At 37.0% G+C, this 17,078-nt stretch carries 21 protein-coding genes; 19 read left to right on the top strand and 2 right to left on the bottom strand.

What is annotated here, in order from left to right:
- Position 1: 1 nt before the first annotated feature.
- The 4 genes from murC (at position 2) to greA (ending at position 4,247) form a co-directional block, all read left to right on the top strand.
- Positions 2-1,333: a UDP-N-acetylmuramate--L-alanine ligase gene (murC, locus tag GPZ88_RS02505; protein ID WP_074626252.1), complete on the top strand. Its 1,332-nt coding sequence runs from the start codon at positions 2-4 to the stop codon at positions 1,331-1,333.
- Positions 1,334-1,387: 54 nt separating this feature from the next.
- Positions 1,388-1,882 (top strand): GNAT family N-acetyltransferase, encoded by a 495-nt coding sequence (locus GPZ88_RS02500; RefSeq protein ID WP_074965053.1) that lies wholly within the window; start codon positions 1,388-1,390, stop codon positions 1,880-1,882.
- 107 nt (positions 1,883-1,989) lie between these two features.
- Positions 1,990-3,681, top strand: coding sequence for an endolytic transglycosylase MltG (gene mltG, locus GPZ88_RS02495; protein WP_166043280.1), 1,692 nt, complete (start codon positions 1,990-1,992; stop codon positions 3,679-3,681).
- A gap of 83 nt (positions 3,682-3,764) precedes the next feature.
- Positions 3,765-4,247, top strand: coding sequence for a transcription elongation factor GreA (gene greA, locus GPZ88_RS02490; RefSeq protein WP_024343634.1), 483 nt, complete (start codon positions 3,765-3,767; stop codon positions 4,245-4,247).
- Positions 4,248-4,342: 95 nt separating this feature from the next.
- On the opposite strand, the gene yidC is transcribed toward greA, so the two are convergent.
- Both yidC and GPZ88_RS02480 read right to left on the bottom strand, forming a co-directional pair.
- Entirely contained in the window at positions 4,343-5,257 is a 915-nt protein-coding gene (yidC, locus tag GPZ88_RS02485; protein ID WP_157629318.1) for a membrane protein insertase YidC, read from the bottom strand.
- An 86-nt stretch (positions 5,258-5,343) separates the two neighbouring features.
- Positions 5,344-5,622, bottom strand: a complete 279-nt coding sequence (locus GPZ88_RS02480) for an acylphosphatase (protein WP_074626258.1) — start codon at positions 5,620-5,622, stop codon at positions 5,344-5,346.
- 35 nt (positions 5,623-5,657) lie between these two features.
- On the opposite strand from GPZ88_RS02480, the gene GPZ88_RS02475 reads away from it, so the two are divergent.
- The 15 genes from GPZ88_RS02475 to scpB all read left to right on the top strand — a co-directional run bounded on the left by GPZ88_RS02475 (position 5,658) and on the right by scpB (position 17,068).
- Complete coding sequence (locus GPZ88_RS02475) at positions 5,658-6,398, top strand: TrmH family RNA methyltransferase (RefSeq protein ID WP_166043278.1); 741 nt, start codon at positions 5,658-5,660, stop codon at positions 6,396-6,398.
- Positions 6,399-6,491: 93 nt separating this feature from the next.
- Positions 6,492-6,995 (top strand): HDIG domain-containing metalloprotein, encoded by a 504-nt coding sequence (locus GPZ88_RS02470; RefSeq protein WP_039696389.1) that lies wholly within the window; start codon positions 6,492-6,494, stop codon positions 6,993-6,995.
- 31 nt (positions 6,996-7,026) lie between these two features.
- Positions 7,027-7,719, top strand: coding sequence for a Bax inhibitor-1/YccA family protein (locus tag GPZ88_RS02465; RefSeq protein WP_006532901.1), 693 nt, complete (start codon positions 7,027-7,029; stop codon positions 7,717-7,719).
- A 122-nt stretch (positions 7,720-7,841) separates the two neighbouring features.
- Positions 7,842-9,083 carry a diaminopimelate decarboxylase gene (locus tag GPZ88_RS02460; protein WP_166043276.1) on the top strand — a complete coding sequence of 414 codons (1,242 nt, stop codon included), beginning with the start codon at positions 7,842-7,844 and terminating at the stop codon, positions 9,081-9,083.
- Positions 9,084-9,217: 134 nt separating this feature from the next.
- Positions 9,218-10,669 (top strand): T7SS effector LXG polymorphic toxin, encoded by a 1,452-nt coding sequence (locus GPZ88_RS10345; protein WP_234794903.1) that lies wholly within the window; start codon positions 9,218-9,220, stop codon positions 10,667-10,669.
- A gap of 6 nt (positions 10,670-10,675) precedes the next feature.
- A complete protein-coding gene (locus GPZ88_RS02450; RefSeq protein ID WP_074626262.1) occupies positions 10,676-11,311 on the top strand; it encodes a DUF443 domain-containing protein in 636 nt (211 codons plus the stop codon).
- Between the two features lie 16 nt (positions 11,312-11,327).
- Complete coding sequence (locus GPZ88_RS02445) at positions 11,328-11,624, top strand: DUF4176 domain-containing protein (RefSeq protein WP_074450743.1); 297 nt, start codon at positions 11,328-11,330, stop codon at positions 11,622-11,624.
- A 113-nt stretch (positions 11,625-11,737) separates the two neighbouring features.
- Positions 11,738-11,980, top strand: a complete 243-nt coding sequence (locus tag GPZ88_RS02440) for a YneF family protein (protein WP_006532899.1) — start codon at positions 11,738-11,740, stop codon at positions 11,978-11,980.
- A 183-nt stretch (positions 11,981-12,163) separates the two neighbouring features.
- Complete coding sequence (gene racE, locus GPZ88_RS02435; protein WP_157629316.1) at positions 12,164-12,973, top strand: glutamate racemase; 810 nt, start codon at positions 12,164-12,166, stop codon at positions 12,971-12,973.
- A gap of 17 nt (positions 12,974-12,990) precedes the next feature.
- Positions 12,991-14,019, top strand: coding sequence for a nucleoside-triphosphate diphosphatase (locus GPZ88_RS02430; protein ID WP_158914403.1), 1,029 nt, complete (start codon positions 12,991-12,993; stop codon positions 14,017-14,019).
- Entirely contained in the window at positions 14,001-14,522 is a 522-nt protein-coding gene (locus tag GPZ88_RS02425; RefSeq protein ID WP_074482457.1) for a metallophosphoesterase, read from the top strand. Before GPZ88_RS02430 ends, GPZ88_RS02425 begins: the two co-directional genes overlap by 19 nt.
- Positions 14,519-14,986: a cyclic-di-AMP-binding protein CbpB gene (cbpB, locus tag GPZ88_RS02420; RefSeq protein WP_006532895.1), complete on the top strand. Its 468-nt coding sequence runs from the start codon at positions 14,519-14,521 to the stop codon at positions 14,984-14,986. The genes GPZ88_RS02425 and cbpB overlap by 4 nt, the downstream gene beginning before the upstream one ends.
- Positions 14,979-15,719: a site-specific tyrosine recombinase XerD gene (gene xerD, locus GPZ88_RS02415; RefSeq protein ID WP_166043274.1), complete on the top strand. Its 741-nt coding sequence runs from the start codon at positions 14,979-14,981 to the stop codon at positions 15,717-15,719. Before cbpB ends, xerD begins: the two co-directional genes overlap by 8 nt.
- On the top strand, positions 15,719-16,423 hold the full coding sequence (locus tag GPZ88_RS02410) for a segregation/condensation protein A (RefSeq protein WP_039696395.1): 705 nt from the start codon (positions 15,719-15,721) through the stop codon (positions 16,421-16,423). The genes xerD and GPZ88_RS02410 overlap by 1 nt, the downstream gene beginning before the upstream one ends.
- 48 nt (positions 16,424-16,471) lie before the next feature.
- On the top strand, positions 16,472-17,068 hold the full coding sequence (scpB, locus tag GPZ88_RS02405; protein ID WP_166043272.1) for an SMC-Scp complex subunit ScpB: 597 nt from the start codon (positions 16,472-16,474) through the stop codon (positions 17,066-17,068).
- The last annotated feature ends 10 nt before the right edge of the window (positions 17,069-17,078 follow it).

The following is a 17,078-nucleotide window of genomic DNA, read 5'->3' as shown; positions in this document are numbered from 1 at the left end:
CATGTCTAAAACCTATCATTTTATCGGAATTAAAGGATCTGGTATGAGTGCTCTTGCTTTGATGTTGCACCAAATGGGACACAAAGTTCAAGGAAGTGACGTTAGTAAATACTATTTCACACAACGTGGTTTAGAACAAGCAGGAATTGAAATTCTTCCATTTTCTGAAGACAACATCACATCAGATGTTGAATTAATTGCCGGTAATGCTTTCCGTGAAGATAACAATGTCGAAATTGCCTATGCTGTCAAAAATGGTTTCAAATTCAAACGTTACCATGAATTCCTCGGTGATTTCATGCGCCAATTCACAAGCTTTGGTGTAGCAGGTGCACACGGAAAAACATCAACAACAGGTTTGATGGCACATGTTCTTAAAAATATTACAGATACATCATACTTAATCGGTGATGGTACTGGACGTGGTTCAGCAAACAGCAATTACTTTGTCTTTGAATCTGACGAATACCAACGTCACTTCATGCCTTACCACCCAGAATACTCAATCATCACAAACATCGACTTTGACCACCCTGATTATTTCAAGAGCATTGATGATGTTTTCGATGCTTTCAATGATTATGCAAAACAAGTTCAAAAAGCTTTGTTCTTGTTCGGTGATGATCCATATCTTCGTAAAATCACATCTGATGCAGATATTTACTACTATGGATTTAAAGATAGCGATGATTTCATGGCTTATGATGTTGTTCGTACAACAAATGGATCTGCTTTCAAAGTAAAACATGGTGAAGAAGAACTTGGTTCATTCCACCTTCCAGCATTTGGTCGTCACAATATCTTGAATGCGACAGCTGTTATTGCTAACCTTTACGTAGCAGGTATTGATATGGAATTGGTAGCAGAACACATGAAGACATTTTCTGGTGTTAAGCGTCGTTTCACTGAAAAAGTAATTAACAACACAACAATCATTGATGACTTTGCTCACCATCCAACTGAAATCATTGCAACACTTGATGCTGCACGTCAAAAATACCCAAGCAAAGAAATTGTGGCTGTTTTCCAACCACACACATTCACTCGTACGATTGCACTTTTGGATGAATTCGCTAATGCTTTGAATCAAGCTGATTCAGTTTACTTAGCACCAATTTATGGTTCAGCACGTGAAGTTGACCATGGTGATGTTAAAGTTGAAGACTTGGCTGTTAAAATTAATAAATCAGCTAAAGTTATCAGCCTTGATAATGTCTCACCATTACTTGACCATGACAATGCTGTTTACGTCTTCATGGGTGCTGGTGATATCCAAATGTATGAACGTTCATTTGAAGAATTGTTGGCAAGCTTGGCTAACAACACACAATAATAACCAATTATCTTGAAAAGGAGCGAAAGCTCTTTTTCTTTTGTGGGGGATTTTATGATTATCAGAAATGTACGCCTTGAGGATTTAGAGGCTATCGTAGCTATTGAGCGTGAGAATTTTTCTGCGCAAGAAGCAGCAAGTCAAGAAGATATGAAAGAGCGCATTTTGACCATTCCAGATACTTTCTTGGTAGCTGAGCTTGATGGGGAGATTTGTGGTTACATTGAAGGACCGGTGATTGGACAACGTTACTTAACAGATGATTTATTCCATCACGTTGTTAAAAATCCTGACCACGGAGGTTTTATTGCTATTACGAGTCTTTCGATTGCTCCTGATTTTCAGAATCAAGGTATCGGGATGGCTTTGCTTGCTACGATGAAAGATTTAGCTGTTGCTAGAAAGTGTATAGGTCTCACCTTGACCTGTCATGAGCAGCTTATCCCTTACTATGAGAGAAATGGTTTTATCGATGAAGGAGAGGCAGACTCAGCACACGGTGGAACCACTTGGTTTAATATGGTTTGGGAGTCTCCAGCGGTAGCGTAAGAAGTGACAAAGTGATTGTTAAGAATAGATAACAAAGACTGCTGCGAGTTGATTTTCACTATATTTTAGGATATAATGGCGATTGATTAAGAGTAGGAGGATAAGCTTTGACCGAATTTAACGACGATAAGCCAAAAACTCAAAAAGAAAAAAGTTTTAAGGAGCAAATTTTAGCTGAACTTGAAGAAGCTAATCGCTTACGCAAGCAACATGATTTAGAACTTCGCCAAAAGGAAAAAGAAGCAGAAGAATTTGCGCGTCGAACGGCTGAACTAATGGCTGAATACGAAGCAGAAGATCGAAGAGAGCGTCAAGAGGCTAAGATTCGAGAAGAAAAACGTCGCCTTGAAGAGAAAGCGAAAACTGCTTTAGCTGAGAATCAGATTGAAACCAAAATAGATAATCAAAAAATTAAAGACGTACTGAGAAATATCGATCAGACCTTTAACCCTGATGGAGCAGAGTCAGCTAAGGCTGATGATGAACAAGAAAGTTATCTTGTGAGAGCAACAGATGGTGTAGGTTATGATGGTAATCCAGATATTTCTGATACCCCTTCAGGTGAGTCTGAATCAAAAGATAGTCTTCAATTTGAGCAAGATTCTGACCAATCAGATGAAACAGAGACAGACTTGGAGAATAAAGTGGGAACAAAACGCAGAAGAAAACGTCAAAAGACAAATAGTTTAGCAGGAAAAATTGCCTTAGTTTTAATTTCAGCAATTATCATTGCCTTAATCGCAACAGGTTTCTTTGTATACCGCTATGTTGATAGTTCTATTAAGCCACTTGATAGTTCATCAAAGAAATACATTACGGTTGATATTCCAGAAGGATCTGGGAACAAATACATCGGGCAAATCCTTGAAAAATCTGGTGTGATTAAGAGTGCAACTATCTTTAATTACTACACAAAATTTAAAAATTACAGCAATTTCCAAAGTGGATACTATAATTTGCAACCAAGCATGGATTTGGATGAGATTTGTAAACAACTTAAAGAAGGTGGAACACCTCAACCAGAAAAACCATCACTTGGTAAAATCTTGGTAACTGAAGGTTATACGATCAAGCAAATTTCTGAAGCTGTGACTAAAAATTCAGCTAAGAAACACGCTTCAACGCCATATACGGCTGATGATTTCTTGAAAGTCGTTCAAGATGATGCCTTTATTTCAAAAATGGCAGCTAAGTATCCAAAACTTTTAGGTAGTCTTCCTGAGGCTGATAAAGTAACTTATCGACTAGAAGGGTATCTTTTCCCAGCAACGTACAGCTACTATGAAAAGACAAGTATGGAAGATATTGTTGAGGACATGATTTCAACAATGGATTCTTACATGTCTCAGTACTACGATACTATTGCTGCAAGTGGAAAATCAGTTAATGATGTTTTAACACTTGCATCATTAGTTGAAAAAGAAGGTTCAACTGATGATGATCGCAGAAATATTGCTAGTGTCTTCTATAATCGCATGAATAATAACATGCCACTCCAAAGTAATATTGCTATTTTGTATGCAATGGGTAAACTTGGTGAAGAGACGAGTCTAGCGGCTGATGCAAGTATTGACACATCGATTGATTCACCGTATAATGTTTATACCAACACTGGTTTGATGCCTGGTCCGGTAGACGCTCCTAGCCTATCAGCTATCGAAGCAACCGTTAACCCTGCTTCAACGAATTACTATTACTTCGTTGCAGATGTTAAGACAGGTAAGGTCTACTACTCAGAAAACTTTGATGACCACAAAGCTAATGTTGAAAAATATGTTAATAGTCAAATAAATGAATAATTGATGACAAACATGGTGTGACTAACATCATGTTTGTATTTGTAGATTATCCAAAAAATAAATTTTTAGAAAAGAGATAGAAAATGGCAGAAAAAACTTATCCAATGACCCTTGCTGAAAAAGAACAACTTGAACAAGAATTAGAAGAACTAAAATTAGTTCGTCGCCCAGAAGTTGTTGAACGTATTAAAATCGCTCGTTCATACGGTGACCTTTCAGAAAACTCTGAGTATGATGCAGCAAAAGACGAACAAGCATTCGTTGAAGGTCAAATCCAAATCATTGAAACTAAAATCCGTTATGCTGAAATCATTGATAGCGATGCTGTAGCAAAAGATGAAGTTGCTATCGGTAAAACAGTTACTGTTCAAGAAGTTGGAACAACTGATAAAGATGTTTACCACATCGTTGGTGCTGCTGGTGCTGATATCTTTGCTGGACGTATTTCTAACGAAAGCCCAATCGCTCAAGCTTTGATTGGTAAAAAAACAGGTGACATCGTGACAATCGAATCACCTGCTGGAAACTACGATGTTGAAATCATTAGTGTTGAAAAAACTGCTTAATCATAAAAAAAGGCTGTTAAGCCTTTTTTGTTTGTTCTGTTATTAAAAGGAAACTAAAACACCAGAAATAATTTTCTGGTGTTCTGGTTTATGAATTATTTACGGTGACGTTGTTTACCAGCGTTACGGTTACTTTTCTTAGGTTTGTTAAGTTGAGTAGTAGCTGTTGGTGTTACGTCTTTACGTTTTGATGATTTGTATGTTTTTGGAGGGTTCTTTTCAAATTCTTCAGCGATTTGTTTACGAAGTTTTGGTTTAATGATAAACATTGTAATCAATTGTTGAATGATTGAGAAGAAACCACCGACTAACCAGTAAAGAAGAACACTAGCTGGCATGCTCATACCAAAGAAGACCATCATGAGCGGCATAACATACATTGTTCCTTTCATGGCTGCACGTTGTTCTTCAGCGACAGCTTGCATTGATAACCATGATTGGAAGAAGTAGAGGATAGCGATAACAGCTGTTAGTGGCATACTACGGCTTCCAAGGTCAATGCCTAGGAAAGTACTTTCAGAAACACCTTGTGTATATTGAGCTGCGAAGTACATAGCTGAGAAGAATGGCATTTGAACAAGAAGTGGAAGACATCCCATACCGCCAAGCATGTTAATGCCGTTTTCTTTTTGAGCAGCCATCAATTCTGTTTGTGCAGCCAATTTTTCTTCTTGTGTAGTCGCATTACGCATGCGTTCGTTGATTGGTGCAAAGATTGGTTTTAAGTAAGCCATCTTTTCTGATTGGTAGCTTGCTTTCCATGATTGGTAAAGTCCAAGCGGAAGAATGATACAACGAACAATGATTGTTACTAAGATAATGGCTAAGCCAAATCCAAGGTCCATGTTGTTGGCAAAGTATTGGATAAGTTTTGCCATTGGTTCACCGAGCAAGTGCCAAATAGTCCCTGTTGGGTTACCATGTGAATCTCGGCTGACACAACCACTTAGTAAGAACAATAACGATAAGCTTAGTCCTGAAAAGAGGACGCGATTTAGTTTCTTTTTCAATTGATTGTTTCCTTTTATTATAATACCCTATTATTTTACTGTTTTTTCTGCATTTTCTCAATACGTCTGTAGTCTTATTTATAGAATTAGTTGGCAATTTGGAAATCAGTGTAATCTTTAAAATTTGCCATTTTGACGTCGACGTAGGTTACTTTTGCCCATTTAGATGGTCCTTTGCGAATTTCTTGAATAAATTTTGCTATTTTAGCGGAATCGTCGGACTGGGCAAGGATTTCAACGGTACCATCATCATTATTCCAGACGCGACCGTAAATATCACCTAGACTTTGAGCAAGGGCGAAAGTCGAATAACGAAAACCCACTCCTTGAACTCGGCCTGAGACAATTAGACGAACTTTTTTCATCTCAAATTCCTCCTATTATATGCTATAATCTTCTTATGACTATTATAACTTCTAAATCAAATAATCTCATTAAAAAGACTAAAAAATTATTGAAAAAAAAATACCGTGAGCATTCTTATTTAATTGAAGGCTGGCACTTGTTTGAAGAAGCTCAAAAAGCTGATGCAGAATTTTTGAACATTTTTGTCCTTGAAGAGTTTTCAGACCGTGTTGAAGGCTTATCTCATGTGACTTATGTGACGCCAGAGGTATTAAAAGAATTAACAGACTCTAAGACACCACAAGGCATTATTGCAGAGGTGGTGATGCCAAGCTTGCCCCTAGCTGACTTGAAAGCTGGTCGCTACTTGGTATTAGAAGATGTTCAAGACCCTGGGAATGTCGGAACCATGATTCGTACGGCTGATGCTGCTGGTTTTGATGGGGTATTGATTTCTGAGAAAACGGCAGATATTTACAATCAAAAAACTCTTCGTTCAATGCAAGGTAGTCATTTTCATTTGCCAGTTTGGCGTACCAATGTTTATGAAGCTTGCCAAAAATTGCAAAGTCTTGGTGTGCCATTAGTTGCTACGACGCTTTCAAAAGATTCTGTTGATTATAAGACTGTTGAGCATAAAGGTGAGTTTGCTCTTGTCATGGGAAATGAAGGAAATGGCATTTCAGAGCAAATGACAAAACAAGCTGACATCTTGGCCCACATCATTATGCCTGGACAAGCAGAAAGTTTGAACGTTGCTGTGGCAACAGGGATTGTTCTCTTTAGTTTAATTTAATCTTAAACGTTTTCATACTTTGAATTTTTTAGTCATCGTTTCAGTCTATTTTAAGCTGATATGCTATAATTAGGGTGAAAGAAGGTGATTCTAATGGGTGCATATAAAAAAGATAAAGAGTTCATGGAACTCGTTGGTCATCTCATCAAACACCCCCGTTTTCAGAAGCTAGATAATATTCCGCAGCATCATTATTCAACCCGTATGGAACATTCAATTAATGTGGCTTATACGAGTTATAAGATTGCTAAAAAACTAGGTTGGGATGAAAAAGCCACTGCGCGTGGAGGTCTTTTGCATGATTTCTTTTATTATGATTGGCGAGAAACCAAGTTTAATAAGGGGCATGCGTGGGTACATCCAAGAATTGCTGTTCGAAACGCTAGAAAATTAACGACTTTAAATAAGCGTGAAGAAGATATCATTTTAAAACACATGTGGGGGGCAACGATTGCTCCGCCGCGTTATAAAGAAGGTTACATTGTGACGATGGTCGATAAGTATTGGGCTGTCAAAGAAGCCATTACACCATTTCGCAATCGTTTTGGTAAGAAAAGACGCTACAGTCGTAAGATTTTACCAAGTAACCATCGCTAATGGATAGAATTTATCAGGAAGGGAGATTCTTTTGAATCAGAACGATATTATTTACACACAGACCGATAGTGGTTTGAATCGCTTTTTTGCTAAAATATATGGATTAGTTGGTATGGGAATTGGTTTGTCAGCCTTTGTCTCATTCTTGATGCTTTACGTCTTTACTGACAATATGATTAACATCATGACTAATCACCCATTTATTTATTATGGTGCAGTTTTCTTAGAGTTGGCTTTGGTTTTCTTAGCTAGCGGTGCTGCTCGTAAAAATACACCATCTGCTTTGCCTTTGTTTTTATTTTATTCAGCTCTGAATGGCTTTACTTTAAGTTTCATCATTGTTGCTTACACACAAACAACGGTTTTACAAGCCTTTGTCTCATCTGCCTTAGTCTTTGGTGTGATGTCAGTCCTTGGTTTTGTCATTAAAAAAGATTTGTCTGGCTTTGCAAAAGCAGCCTTGGCAGCTTTGATTGGGATTATCATTGCAAGCTTTGTCAATATTTTTATTGGCTCAGGGATGATGAGCTTTGTTATCAGTATTATTTCAGTATTGATTTTCTCAGGGCTTATCGCTTATGACAATCAAATGATTAAGCGTGTTTATGAAGCGACAGGTGGTCAAGTTGGTGATGGCTGGGCTATTTCAATGGCACTTAGTCTTTACCTTGACTTTATCAACTTATTCTTGAATTTGCTTCGCTTGTTCGGAAGCGATGATTAATGAATTAACTAGTGCAACTTTGTTTGCACTAGTTTTTTTCGTTTTTCAGGCTAAGGTCGTTGGTCATTTCTTGTCTTTATGTTATAATAGTCCTAATATTTTGAAAATTCGAGGAATTAATTATGAAAACACCATTTATTTCAGCCAAAGAGCTTCAAAACATTACGAATGAATTTCCAACGCCATTTCACCTTTACGATGAAAAAGGGATTCGTGAAAAGGCTCGCGCTTTGAACAAGGCCTTTGCTTGGAATAAAGGGTTTAAGGAATATTTTGCCGTAAAAGCAACTCCAACACCAGCTATCTTGAAAATTTTACAAGAGGAAAATTGCGGGGTGGATTGTGCGACAGAAGTAGAACTTTTGATGAGCCATAAGCTTGGCTTTACTGATATTATGTTCTCATCAAATGATACGCCAGCGCGTGAATTCAAGTACGCTAGAGAAATTGGGGCAACCATTAACCTTGATGCTTACGAACATATTGCCTTTTTAAAAGAAGTGGCAGGATTACCAGATACTGTGTCACTTCGATACAATCCGGGTGGTGTTTTCTCGCTTGGAACTGATATTATGGACAATCCTGAAGAATCAAAATTTGGGATGACTAAAGACCAGTTGATTCAAGGCTTCAAAGATTTGAAAGCAGAAGGTGTCAAAAACTTTGGTATCCATTCATTCCTTGCTTCAAACACAGTGACTAATGATTACTACCCAGAATTAGCTCGTCAGTTATTTGAATTAGCTGTTGAAGTGAAAGAAAAAACTGGCGTTGTGATTAACTTTATCAATTTATCTGGTGGTGTTGGAGTCAACTACCGTCCAGAACAAAAAGCTAATGATATTGCGGTGATTGGTGAAGGGGTCCACCGTGTCTTTGATGAGGTGTTGGTTCCTGTTGGGCTTGGTGATGTGAAAATCTTTACTGAACTTGGTCGCTTCATGCTGGCGCCACATGGTTTGCTTGTAACCAAAGTTCGTCACCGCAAACAAACGTATCGCACATACATTGGTGTTGACGCCTCAGCTGTTAACTTGATGCGCCCAGCCATGTATGATGCTTATCATCACATCACAAACATGACAAATCCCAATGGAAAACTTGAGGTGGTCGATGTGGTTGGTTCCCTTTGTGAAAACAACGATAAATTTGCTAAACAGCGTGAATTACCTGAAGCGCGCATCGGTGATACCTTGGTCATTCATGATACAGGAGCACACGGTTTTTCAATGGGTTATCAATACAATGGTCGCTTACGTTCAGCTGAGATTCTTTATCAAGAAGATGGCAGTGCACGTTTAATCCGCCGTGCCGAAACACCAGAAGATTATTTTGCAACCATTAAAGGATTTGATTTTGAATAAGTTATAAGAGCAGTTAGCTAAGGACTACAGATGGCCTTTAGTTAGCTGTTTTTTGTTTGAAATAAATTTCTGAAAACTGTTTCAATTTATGATATAATGATTAGAAAAAATCGGTTAAATTTTGGGAGAGATTTATGAAGATTAAGATGAGTGAGGTAATAGCGCAGCGCGATAGCCTCAAAAGCTCTATCAGCCAAACAAAGAGTCAACTATCAAGTGCCAAGAAAAAACTAAAAAGCGCAGCCAATTCAGAGGCTCTAAAAGGTGACGTTAAAGATGCGATTGATAATAAAATCACTAATTACCAAGTGCCTTTGCTGACGAATTATGTGAATAGCTTGGATGTCATCTCGCAGGGCTATGATAATCTTATCAGCACTTTTAAGAGTATTGTGAGTGAAAACAGTGACTCTGCCATTATCGACACGGATGTCTTACAACAAATGGTGGACAAATTCGATTCACCGCTAGAGCAACTAAAGACAAGCTCTAACGCGATTAACAAGGCAATTGACGATGTCGCAGACATTGTCACACTAACCAAAGTGACAACGGATGATGCCATTTCAGAATTTAGAGGTGCCAAGAAAGTCCTAACTAACACCATTAAAGACATGGAAACTTTCAATAATACCGTCTTCATCAGTGAAGCAGGCGACATCCTAGACGAACAAAATACGCAAATTGGAAGCTTATCTGACTTAGGAAGTAGCTCATATACCAGTAAAAAAGCTACGGATTTTTACAAGAAAACAGCATTCAAGACAGAAGTTAAAGAAACTAAACTTGTTGTTAGCGGTAAGGCTAGACGAGACCAGCTAAAAAACGAACTCGCCAAGAATTTGTATGATTCTAAATATAGTGGGTATTTTCTAGAAAAGAATCTAAAAGAGATAAGAGTCCCTACAATATTTAATAATGATTTAACGACTGGTATTCTTACAGGTTCAACAGAGGAGTTAAGTAAGTATAAAATTAGTAGTTTAGATGATTCAATGCCGAATATTGATGATTATATGCATTATTATGTCAATAAAGATAGTTATTTTGGTAATACAAACTTGTCAATGACATTTAATCAGTCCGACTATATTGATTTGGCTACTTACTCAGCAATAAAAAGAGCACTTAAAACTGTTACTGTTTCGGAATATAGTTTACCAATTGTTGGAACGACAGCCTCAATTGGTTTATCAGGAATAAGCTCTTTATTTATGGGGATTGATTTTGCGTCAAACTTAAGTGGAGAGAATGCCGGTCGAGCTTTTGTGCACACAGCTACAACAACTACAGCTACGGCACTTGGGGTCAGTGCATTAGAAGTTGGAATAGGAACAGCAGCACTCTCTGGAAGCGGCATAGCTACAGCGGCCTCGTTAGCTATTGCTAGTAATCCTGTAGGATGGGCAATTGGTGCTGGTGTTGCAGTTGGTTTTGGCGTTTCGATAGCATACAATAACAATTTTTTAGGAATAAAAGATATTACAAATGATATGGGAGACTATCTCAATAATGATTTCAAAAGCATTGGTAAATCTTTTGATTCAAGTGTTAAATCAATTCAAAAAGTATTTTGGGGGAGATAGACGTTAATGGAGTTTAAAATAACACAAGTTTCAGGAAGTTACCATGTTGTGAGAGCAAATGGAAAAAAATATATTTTAGATAATGTGAGTATGAGTTCAAAATTATATTTTTGGGGACATAAAGCACAGAATGTTGAAGCAATTTTATTTGAAAGTGATGATAAAGACAATTTGTTTAATCTTAAAAAATCACAATTGGGAACAACGGCGGTTGTTTTGATGGTACAGCCATTTTTAAAAATATTGTATAACTTTTTAGAAAATAATTTGAAGGCAACTGGAATTGTAGATAATCTCTTTCAAAAAGTATTGTTGTTCATTTTATCATTAACTATTGGATATTTCATTTACCTAGGTGTTTTTAAGTATGAGGACAAAAGAGTGAAAAAGAAATTAGTAAACAGGAAATGCATGAAATTGGTGCTAAAAACAGATAATCAACGTGTTTATGGCTTAGGCCCGATATTTGTAATGTTTACGCTCTTTTGCTTGGGATTTTATCTTTTTTATGATGAAATAACACTTCTAATTCTAAGTGGTTTGTTTTCATTTGCTATATTTACTTTTTCGTATCGAATTTTGCCAATTGGGGTAAATTACAATTTAAATCATCTTGATTTTGAAAAAATCGAAGAAATTTAATAAATGGGGGAGTTTTATGTTAAATATATTACCAATTGGGAGTATTGTGTATTTAAAAGATGGCAGTCAGAAATTGATGATTTTAAATCGTGGTGTAACAATTAAGCAAAATGGAGAAGATGTTCTATTTGATTATTCATCAGCGATTTATCCAATGGGATTAAATCCTGAACAAATTTTTTATTTTAATCAGGAAGATATCGACCGAGTTGTTTTTAACGGCTACAGTGACGATGAAGAAATGAGATTTGCTGAGCTGTATAAAAAGTGGTTGTCTGAGAATAATTTTAAAAAAGGAAATACAAATAATTGAAATGGTCTCCCAATTTTATTGTTTTTATGCTTAAGAAAAAGCTTTCAAGAATTTGTAAACTCTTTCCATTTTTGCTATAATAAATTATGTAAAAAACTTAGGAGAAAATATTCATGACAACATTTCTTTGGATTTTGTTAGTTTTGGTTGCTTTGTTTGGTGGCCTTGTTGGTGGCGTTTTTATCGCTCGTAAACAGTTTGAAAAGGAAATCGGTGAACACCCACGCTTGACGCCTGATGCGATCCGTGAAATGATGAGCCAAATGGGTCAAAAACCTAGTGAAGCAAAAATTCAACAAACGTACCGTAACATTATCAAACAATCAAAAGCAGCTGCAGCAAAAGCTAAAAAATAATCTTTACGCTTTGGTTTGAAAAATGCTAAAGGCGGATGACTTATTGTTTGATAGTTTTTGACCTTACATACAAGTCAGTCTTTAACAAACGTTTTCGAGCACAGAGCTCAGAAATGAATGACTCAGTTGGCTCACCAACTGGGTTTTTTCTAAGTCTAATTCCCTTATTAGAAAGAAGATTCTATGGATAATAGACCAATTGGTTTTTTAGATTCTGGAGTTGGTGGTTTAACAGTTGTACGTGAATTAATGCGTCAACTACCACATGAAGAAATTGTATATATTGGAGACTCAGCAAGAGCTCCTTACGGTCCTAGACCTGCTGAACAAATTAGAGAATACACTTGGGAATTGGTTAATTTCTTGTTAACTAAAAATGTTAAGATGATTGTCTTTGCTTGTAATACAGCGACAGCAGTTGCTTGGAAAGAAGTTAAAGAAAAGCTTGATATTCCTGTTCTTGGTGTTATTTTACCAGGTTCTAGTGCCGCGATTAAATCGACACGTAACGGTAAAATTGGGATTATCGGAACTCCGATGACCATTAATTCAGAAGTTTATCCTGAAAAGATAAAATCATTATCCCCAAAAATGGAAGTTAGCGGTTTAGCTTGTCCCAAGTTTGTTCCAATCGTTGAATCAAATGAAATGGGGTCAAGTGTTGCTAAAAAAGTCGTTTACGAAAGTTTAGCGCCGCTTGTTGGCAAAGTTGACACATTGGTTCTTGGATGTACGCATTACCCACTACTTCGTCCAATCATTCAAAATGTGATGGGACCTAATGTTAAATTAATCGATAGTGGTGCTGAATGTATTCGAGATGTGTCAGTGTTATTAAATTACTTTGAAATTAATCACAGTCGCACAGAACATGCTGTTGATCACCATTTCTACACAACAGCAAGTAGTCAGCGTTTTAAAGAAATTGCGGTGAACTGGCTAGGAACTGACATTGATGTGCAACATGTTGATTTGGAAAAGTTGAACAAATAGAAATGAGATAGTAATAAATGGCTGATAAAATTTATGAGTATAAAGATAAAGAAAATTGGTTCCTTGGCGAATGGGGTGGCTTCAACGCCATTTCAGGACTTGGAAATGTTAGTGATGATGCCCTTTTTAAATTGAGCCAACAAGTTGCAAAACTTGTTGCCAGCAAATGCTGTGGTAAATGTCACGGACACGGTGAAGGCGGCTGCCATAAAGACGAATTTAACGGCTACAACGTCACTGTTGTTAAAAAATCATCTGATTTTCAATTGATTCGCTTTGTTGTTGGCATGATTAACGAAGAAACTAATCGTCATTTAGAAGTGCAACAACGTGCGGGTGCGGTTGTGGTTACTGAGGATGACCAATTGTTATTTGTGCATCTACCAGAAGACGGTGTTGCTGCGTCAGCCTTTTTTGGAAAATCATCTGAAAATGCATTTGGTGATACAATCTTGATTGCTACACGCAATGAAGGTAAAACCAAAGAATTTCGTAAAATGTTTGATCAACTAGGTATCAAAGTTGAAAATCTAAACAATCACCCAGAATTACCTGAAGTCGAAGAAACTGGAATGACATTTGAAGAAAATGCTCGATTGAAAGCTGAAACTATTTCAAAATTGACTGGGAAAATGGTCTTAGCTGACGATTCTGGTTTGAAAGTGGATGTTCTTGGTGGTCTTCCTGGTGTATGGTCAGCTCGTTTTTCTGGACCTGATGCAACAGATGAATCAAACAATGCTAAATTGCTTCATGAATTAGCAATGGTATTTGATATGAAAGACCGTTCAGCGCAATTCCACACAACACTTGTGGTTGCTGCACCAGATAAGGAAAGTTTGGTTGTTGAAGCAGATTGGCCTGGCTACATTGCTATGGAAGCAAAAGGCGACAACGGCTTTGGTTATGACCCACTATTCTTAGTTGGTGAAACTGGACGTCACGCTGCTGAATTGACAGCAGATGAAAAAAATGAAATCTCACATCGCGGGTTGGCTGTTAAGAAATTAATGGAGGCATTCCCAGTATGGAAAGCAGAACAATAATTGTAATGAGTGATTCTCACGGTGACCGTGAGATTATTAGCAATATTAAACAACGTTATCAAGGCGAAGTTGATGCCATTTTCCATAATGGAGATTCTGAGCTACCAAGTTCAGATCCCATTTGGGATGGTATCAAAGTGGTTCGTGGTAATTGTGATTACGATAATGGTTATCCTGAAAGATTGACAACTTATCTTGACGATATTGTCATAGCACAAACTCACGGACACCTTTATAACATTAATTTTACATGGGATAGATTGGATTTATTTGCTCAAGAAGAAGATGCAGATATCTGCCTTTATGGGCACTTGCACCGAGCAGCAGCTTGGCGTAATGGTAAAACTGTTTTTATCAATCCAGGTAGTGTTCTTCAACCTCGTGGTGATGTCAAAGAAAAGCTTTATGCTAAAGTAATTATCACTAAAGACAAGATTAAGGTTGATTTTTACACACGTGACCACAAACTCTATCCGGCACTTTCAAAGGAATTTGACAGATGATAGCAAAAGAATTTGAAGAATTTCTTCTTAGCCATTTGGATCATTACTTGATTCCGGCAGAAGATTTGGCGATTTTTATTGATACGCATAATTCAGACCACGCTATGTTACTTTTAGCTAATAATGGTTATTCACGTGTTCCTGTTATCACCAAAGATAAAGAATACGTTGGAACTATCAGCATTGCTGACATTATGTCTTATCAAGCTAAAAATCAATTGACCGATTGGGAATTGGCTCAGACTGATATTGGTAAGATGGTTAATACCAAATTACAAACCATTAGTGATACTTCAAGCTTAACGGATATTATGCATTTGTTAGTGGACTATCCTTTCTTGCCAGTCTTAGATAAAAATAACCACTTCCTAGGCATTATTACACGTAAATCGATTCTAAAGGCTGTTAATAGTCTCTTACACGATTTCACTGATTATTATACGATTACCCCGAAAGATGATTGATTTTATCCAAGAATTTATTGACAGTAAGTCTCTCTCAGAGAATTCTAGAAATGCTTATTTTTATGATTTGCAGCAGTTTGTTGAGGCTGTTGATGGCAAAGTCAGCAAAGAAAAGCTGGCGCTTTATGAGCATTCATTGGCACCTTTAAAAACCTCAGCCAAAAAGCGTAAGATTTCAGCGGTAAATCAGTTTTTGTATTTTTTGTATGATACTGAGCGCTTAGATCGTTTTTATAAATTAAGCAATAAAGAAAAATTGGCCACGAAACCGGTTAGTAAGGAGTTGCTGGATTATTCGGCTTTTTATCAAGAAAGTTCTTATCAAGCAGGTCAGTTGATTGCGCTTTTGATGATTGAACTGGGCCTGTCGTCTAGTGACCTTCAAGGCTTAAAAGTTGCTGATTTGGATAGGACTTTTGCTGTTTTGCGCGTGCAAAAAGCTGGCTTGGTCAGAGTGCTAGAAGTTCCTGCAAAATTGCTTGATTACATGACTGCCAATTTGTCTGAAGAACAGATTTATCTTTTTGATAATCAAGGTAAATCTTATTCAAGACAATGGTTCTTCAATCAATTAAAAGCATTTTTGGCTTCTTTAGGTCTGGAAGACTTATCAGCGCAGGACATGCGCCATCAATATGTTTTACATCAAAAAGTAGCAGGAAAATCTTTATTAGAAGTTAGTCGCAATTTAGGGCTTAAGAGTCCAGTGACTTTAGAGAAATTTTATAACTAATGGATATTAAATTAAAAGATTTTGAAGGGCCTCTGGATTTGCTTTTGCACTTGGTCTCTAAATATCAGATGGATATTTACGACGTTCCAATCGTGGAAGTTATCGAGCAGTATTTGGCTTATATCTCAACCTTACAAGCCATGAAATTAGAAGTGGCTGGTGAATATATGGTTATGGCCAGTCAGCTCATGCTGATTAAAAGCCGTAAGCTACTTCCAAAAATTGTTGAAGCAGAGCCAGAAGAAGATGACCCTGAACAAGAATTGTTGACACAAATCGAAGAATATCGTCGCTTCAAGGCGATTAGTGAGGAAATGTCAGCTCAGCACGATGAACGTGCTAAATTTTACTCAAAACCAAAACAAGAATTAATTTTTGAAGATGCGGTTTTAGCTCATGACAAGACGATTATGGATCTTTTCTTGTCATTTTCACATGTTATGGCTGAAAAGCAAAGAGAATTGAAAAATAGTCATACGGTTGTTGAGCGTGATGATTATCGTATTGAAGACATGATGACGGTTATTTCAGAACGTCTCAGTCAGTCTAAAAAACTTGTTTTGAACAAGGTTTTCAAAGAATGTCAATCTATTCCAGAGATGATTACCTTATTTTTGGCGACTTTAGAATTGATTAAAGTCCATGAGGTGGAAGTAGAACAAGAGGAAAACTTTGGAGATATTGTTTTACGAAGTGTTAGTTGAGTGAAAAAACGATAACCCTTGGTAAACAAACTTAAGAAAGGAAGTTATATGAACTATTTAGCTCAGATTGAAGCTCTTCTTTTTGTAGCAGGTGAAGAAGGCTTGAGCTTACGTCATTTGGCTAGTATGGTTAATTTAACACCAACGGCGCTCCAACAACAATTGGAAAAATTAGCACAGAAATACAAAGCTGACGACTCATCAAGTCTTTGTTTGATTGAGACAGCAGGTTGTTATAAAATTGTGACTAAAGAGATTTTTGCTGATTTGCTTCGTGATTTTGCAAAAGCTCCAGTCAATCAAAGTTTATCACGTGCCAGTTTGGAAGTTTTATCCATTATTGCTTACAAACAACCGATAACACGTATTGAAGTTGATGATATTCGTGGAGTTAATTCTAGCAGTGCTATCAGTAAATTAATGGCTCTAGGTTTAATTTGCGAAGCTGGTAAAAAAGAAGTAATTGGTCGACCAAATATTTATGCGACAACGGATTATTTCCTAGATTTTATGGGAATCAATGACCTAAGTGAGCTGATTGACGTGTCAAATATCGAAGTGGTTGATGAAGAAATGACCCTTTTTGAAGATCCAGAATTAGCCCAAGAAGAAACAGAACTCGCTAAAACTGACGAAATGATGTAAAATAGCTAAA

Source organism: Streptococcus ruminicola (genome assembly GCF_011387195.1).
Classification (GTDB): Bacteria; Bacillota; Bacilli; order Lactobacillales; family Streptococcaceae; genus Streptococcus; species Streptococcus ruminicola.
Note: the sequence above shows the minus strand (reverse complement) of the source record. Positions and strands in the feature narration are given on the sequence as shown.

Coding starts and splice junctions, on each gene's coding strand:
- GPZ88_RS02475 (WP_166043278.1), top strand. CDS start 5,658: ATGACTATTATAACTTCTAAATCAAATAATCTCATTAAAAAGACTAAA.
- GPZ88_RS02440 (WP_006532899.1), top strand. CDS start 11,738: ATGACAACATTTCTTTGGATTTTGTTAGTTTTGGTTGCTTTGTTTGGT.
- GPZ88_RS10345 (WP_234794903.1), top strand. CDS start 9,218: ATGAAGATTAAGATGAGTGAGGTAATAGCGCAGCGCGATAGCCTCAAA.
- murC (WP_074626252.1), top strand. CDS start 2: ATGTCTAAAACCTATCATTTTATCGGAATTAAAGGATCTGGTATGAGT.
- xerD (WP_166043274.1), top strand. CDS start 14,979: ATGATTGATTTTATCCAAGAATTTATTGACAGTAAGTCTCTCTCAGAG.
- GPZ88_RS02430 (WP_158914403.1), top strand. CDS start 12,991: ATGGCTGATAAAATTTATGAGTATAAAGATAAAGAAAATTGGTTCCTT.
- racE (WP_157629316.1), top strand. CDS start 12,164: ATGGATAATAGACCAATTGGTTTTTTAGATTCTGGAGTTGGTGGTTTA.
- GPZ88_RS02410 (WP_039696395.1), top strand. CDS start 15,719: ATGGATATTAAATTAAAAGATTTTGAAGGGCCTCTGGATTTGCTTTTG.
- greA (WP_024343634.1), top strand. CDS start 3,765: ATGGCAGAAAAAACTTATCCAATGACCCTTGCTGAAAAAGAACAACTT.
- GPZ88_RS02460 (WP_166043276.1), top strand. CDS start 7,842: ATGAAAACACCATTTATTTCAGCCAAAGAGCTTCAAAACATTACGAAT.
- GPZ88_RS02480 (WP_074626258.1), bottom strand. CDS start 5,622: ATGAAAAAAGTTCGTCTAATTGTCTCAGGCCGAGTTCAAGGAGTGGGT.
- GPZ88_RS02500 (WP_074965053.1), top strand. CDS start 1,388: ATGATTATCAGAAATGTACGCCTTGAGGATTTAGAGGCTATCGTAGCT.
- GPZ88_RS02450 (WP_074626262.1), top strand. CDS start 10,676: ATGGAGTTTAAAATAACACAAGTTTCAGGAAGTTACCATGTTGTGAGA.
- cbpB (WP_006532895.1), top strand. CDS start 14,519: ATGATAGCAAAAGAATTTGAAGAATTTCTTCTTAGCCATTTGGATCAT.
- scpB (WP_166043272.1), top strand. CDS start 16,472: ATGAACTATTTAGCTCAGATTGAAGCTCTTCTTTTTGTAGCAGGTGAA.
- GPZ88_RS02470 (WP_039696389.1), top strand. CDS start 6,492: ATGGGTGCATATAAAAAAGATAAAGAGTTCATGGAACTCGTTGGTCAT.
- GPZ88_RS02445 (WP_074450743.1), top strand. CDS start 11,328: ATGTTAAATATATTACCAATTGGGAGTATTGTGTATTTAAAAGATGGC.
- GPZ88_RS02425 (WP_074482457.1), top strand. CDS start 14,001: ATGGAAAGCAGAACAATAATTGTAATGAGTGATTCTCACGGTGACCGT.